3 protein-coding genes are annotated in these 3947 nt (G+C 65.2%); all 3 read left to right on the top strand.

What is annotated here, in order from left to right:
* Positions 1-295 precede the first annotated feature (295 nt).
* On the top strand, positions 296-601 hold the full coding sequence (locus JYJ84_RS30415; protein WP_039346261.1) for a DUF485 domain-containing protein: 306 nt from the start codon (positions 296-298) through the stop codon (positions 599-601).
* 11 nt (positions 602-612) lie between these two features.
* Positions 613-2307 carry a cation acetate symporter gene (locus JYJ84_RS30410; RefSeq protein ID WP_175223288.1) on the top strand — a complete coding sequence of 565 codons (1695 nt, stop codon included), beginning with the start codon at positions 613-615 and terminating at the stop codon, positions 2305-2307.
* Positions 2308-2664: 357 nt separating this feature from the next.
* The coding region (locus tag JYJ84_RS30405; protein WP_205189875.1) for a dicarboxylate/amino acid:cation symporter at positions 2665-3947 on the top strand (1283 nt) is incomplete at its 3' end.

The raw sequence follows: 3947 nt of genomic DNA, 5'->3' as shown, positions 1-3947 counted from the left end.
TGGCTCGGGATGTCTGCCGATGAGGTCGCGCGGCTGCGTGCGGAACGAATCGTGTAACGCGAATTTTGCCGCCGCGGCGCGGGCGGAGCAGTCGACGCGCCGGCCATCCATAAGACACACCTCGCGACGACGAGGAGATCGCCCTGCGGGGACTGGAGCAAGCGCTGAAGCGCTAGCTCCATTCGACCGCGAAGCATGGGACCAGATGCGAAGCATGGGGCCGGAGTAAGTGCTGAAGCACTAACACCGGCCGACATAAGCGCTAAAGCGCCAACTCTGGTCGACAGGAGACACCATGGAGCTTTCCGTCATCGAATCGGTCACGGCGCGCCGTGACTACCAGCAGCTCGTGCGTGCGCGGCGCCGCTTCAGCTTCACGCTGACGGCGCTGATGATCGCCACCTACTACGGCTTCATCCTGCTCGTCGCGCTCGCGCCGCACGTGCTCGCCGCGCCGCTGTACCGCGGTGCGACGATGACGGTCGGCATCGCCGCAGGCGTTGCGATCATTCTGGTCGCGATCAGCCTGACCGCGTGCTACGTGCTGCGCGCGAACCGTGCGTTCGACCGCCGCGTCGACGCGATCCTGCAGCGTTCGTGACGGAGGCCGACATGCGACTGACCTCGATCGTCCCCGGCGCGCTTGCCATTCCTTTTGTTCTCTTTTCCTCCACCGCACACGCGGTATCGGTCGCGGGCCCGATGCCCGACAAGGTCGAACTGAACCCGGTCGCGATCGGGATGTTCTTCGCGTTCGTGTTCGCGACGCTCGCGCTCACGCGCTGGGCCGCGCGCCGCACGCGCTCGACGCGCGACTTCTACACGGCCGGCGGCGGCATCACCGGGCTGCAGAACGGGCTCGCGATCGCCGGCGACTACATGTCGGCCGCGTCGTTCCTCGGGCTGTCCGGCATGGTGTTCATGTTCGGCTTCGACGGGCTGATCTACTCGATCGGCTTTCTGGTCGGCTGGCCGTTCGTGATGTTCCTGATCGCCGAACCGCTGCGCAACCTCGGCAAGTTCACGTTCGTCGACGTCGTCGCGTACCGCTTCGCGCAGCGGCCGATCCGGCTGCTGACGTCCGCGAATTCGCTGACCATCGTCGTGCTGTACCTCGTCGTGCAGATGGTCGGCGCGGGCAAGCTGATCCAGCTGCTGTTCGGGCTGTCGTACGGCACGGCCGAGCTGATCGTCGGCGTGCTGATGGTCGTCTATGTGTTCTTCGGCGGGATGACGGCCACCACCTGGGTGCAGGTGATCAAGGCGGTGCTGCTGCTGTGCGGCGCGACGGTGCTCGTGTTGCTCGCGCTCGGCGAATTCGGCTTCAGCGTCGACGAGATGTTCCGTCGCGCGGTGGCCGTGCATCCGGGGGCGCTGTCGATCATGGGGCCCGGCAAGCTGATCCGCGATCCGGCCAACGCGCTGTCGCTCGGCATCGCGCTGATGTTCGGCACGGCCGGCTTCCCGCACATCCTGATGCGCTTCTTCACGGTGCCGAACGCGAAGGAGGCGCGCAAGTCGGTGCTCTACGCGACCGGCTTCATCGGCTATTTCTACCTGCTGACCTTCGTGATCGGCTTCTCGGCGATCGTGCTGCTCGCGCAGCATCCGGAGTTCTTCAAGCTGGGCGCGAACGGCACGTTCAACCTGACGCACGACCTGCTCGGCGGCTCGAACATGGTCGCGGTGAAGCTTGCGCAGGCGGTCGGCGGAAACTGGTTCTACGGCTTCATCGCGGCCGTCACGTTCGCGACGATCCTCGCGGTGGTCGCGGGCCTGACGCTGGCCGGCGCGACGACGATCTCGCACGACCTGTATGCGCAGATGTGGGCGCGCGGCAAGCCCGACGAACGCGTCGAGATGCGCATCTCGCGCGCGGCGACGATCGTGCTGTCGGCGGTCGCGATCGGGCTGTCGATCCTGTTCGAGCACGTGAACGTCGCGTTCATGGTCGGGCTCGTTGCGGCGGTGGCCGCGAGCGCGAATTTCCCGGTGCTCGCGATGTCGATCTTCTGGCGCGGGATGACGACGCGCGGCGCGGTGCTCGGCGGCGGCCTCGGCCTCGTGTCGGCGGTGGCGCTCACGGTGCTGTCGAAGTCGGTGTGGGTCGACGTGCTGCACCACGCGCACGCACCGGTGTTCCTCGACAACCCGGCGCTCGTGTCGGTGCCGCTCGCGTTCATCGGAATCGTCGTCGGCTCGCTCGCGGATCGCGGCGAGCGTGCGCGGCGCGAGCGTGCCGCGTTCGCACAGCAGGAGTTCTACGCGCAGACGGGCGTGCTCGCCGGCCGTGCCGTACAGCACTGATTCATCTGATGAATGAGGATATCCGTCCGGATCGCCGGACGGATATTTTCCGGAAATCCGGAATCCCGGATTTCCTTGCCTGCCGCATTATGAGAAATACAATAAAAACAACGGTTTGACGGGTTCCGGGAACCTGGCATCGACCTTGCAATGTAAAGCGCACGGCCATCCCCCCGGCCGAACTACTACAGCAAGCAAGGAGACAATCGATGACCACTGCCTTCCTTCCCCTCCGGACGTCCTGAGGCATCGCTTGTTGCGGCACGGCAGCCGCGCGGGCGAATGGTTCTTCCCCTGACATTCGTCCGCGCGCGTGACGCCGTTTCCATCGGCTCATCTACTTCAGCAGGAACCATCGTGAAGAAGAAACCCTTCTACAAAGTGCTCTATGTGCAGGTGATCTTCGCCATCATCGTCGGCGTGATCCTCGGCCACTACTACCCGGCGCTCGCCACCGACATGAAGCCGCTCGGCGACGGGTTCATCAAGCTGATCAAGATGGTGATCGGCCCGATCATCTTCTGTACGGTCGTCACCGGCATTGCCGGCATGGAGGACATGAAGAAGGTGGGCCGCGTCGGCGGCAAGGCGCTGCTGTACTTCGAGATCGTGTCGACCTTCGCGCTGCTGCTCGGCCTCGCGGCGACGCACATCCTGCGTCCGGGCGTCGGCTTCAACATCGATCCGGCGACGCTCGACGGCAAGGCCGTCGCGTCGTACGCGGCGAAGGCACACGGGCAGTCGACGGTCGACTTCCTGATGCACATCATCCCGAACACGATGGTCGATGCGTTCGCACAGGGCGAGATCCTGCAGATCCTGCTGATCGCGCTGCTGTTCGGCAGCGTGCTCGCGCACCTCGGCGAGCGCGGCAAGGTGGTGACGGACTTCATCGACGGGCTCACGCGCGTGCTGTTCGGTATCGTGCACATCGTCACGAAGCTGGCACCGATCGGCGCGTTCGGCGCGATGGCGTTCACGATCGGCAAGTACGGCGTCGGCTCGCTGGTGCCGCTGCTCAAGCTGATCGGCACGTTCTACCTGACGTCGGTCGTGTTCGTGCTCGTCGTGCTCGGCACGATCGCGCGCTTCACCGGCTTCTCGATCATCCGCTTCGTGTCGTACATCAAGGAAGAGCTGCTGATCGTGCTCGGCACGAGCTCGTCGGAAGCCGCGCTGCCGCAGCTGATGGAAAAGCTCGAGAAGGCCGGCTGCTCGCGTTCGGTCGTCGGCCTCGTCGTGCCGACCGGCTATTCGTTCAACCTCGACGGCACCAACATCTACATGACGATGGCCGTGCTGTTCATCGCGCAGGCGACCAACATCGAACTGACGTGGATGCAGCAGCTCACGCTGCTGGCCGTCGCGATGCTGACGTCGAAGGGCGCGAGCGGCGTCACGGGTGCAGGCTTCATCACGCTCGCCGCGACGCTGGCCGTCGTGCCGACGATCCCGCTGTCGGGCATGGTGCTGATTCTCGGTATCGACCGCTTCATGAGCGAATGCCGCGCGCTGACCAACATCGTCGGCAACGGCGTCGCGACGGTCGTCGTGTCGGCCTGGGAGAAGGAGCTCGACCGCAACAAGCTGCGCCAGGCGTTGACGGGCGGCGGCGAGGTCACGACGACCGAGACGGCCGG

Origin of the sequence: Burkholderia sp. LMG 13014, from assembly GCF_905232215.1 — a bacterium.
Lineage (GTDB): Bacteria > Pseudomonadota > Gammaproteobacteria > Burkholderiales > Burkholderiaceae > Burkholderia.
This window is presented reverse-complemented; position numbering and strand designations above follow the sequence as displayed.

What these genes read in the sequence shown, in the direction of transcription:
- JYJ84_RS30415 (WP_039346261.1), top strand. Translation starts at nt 296, where the DNA reads ATGGAGCTTTCCGTCATCGAATCGGTCACGGCGCGCCGTGACTACCAG.
- JYJ84_RS30410 (WP_175223288.1), top strand. Translation starts at nt 613, where the DNA reads ATGCGACTGACCTCGATCGTCCCCGGCGCGCTTGCCATTCCTTTTGTT.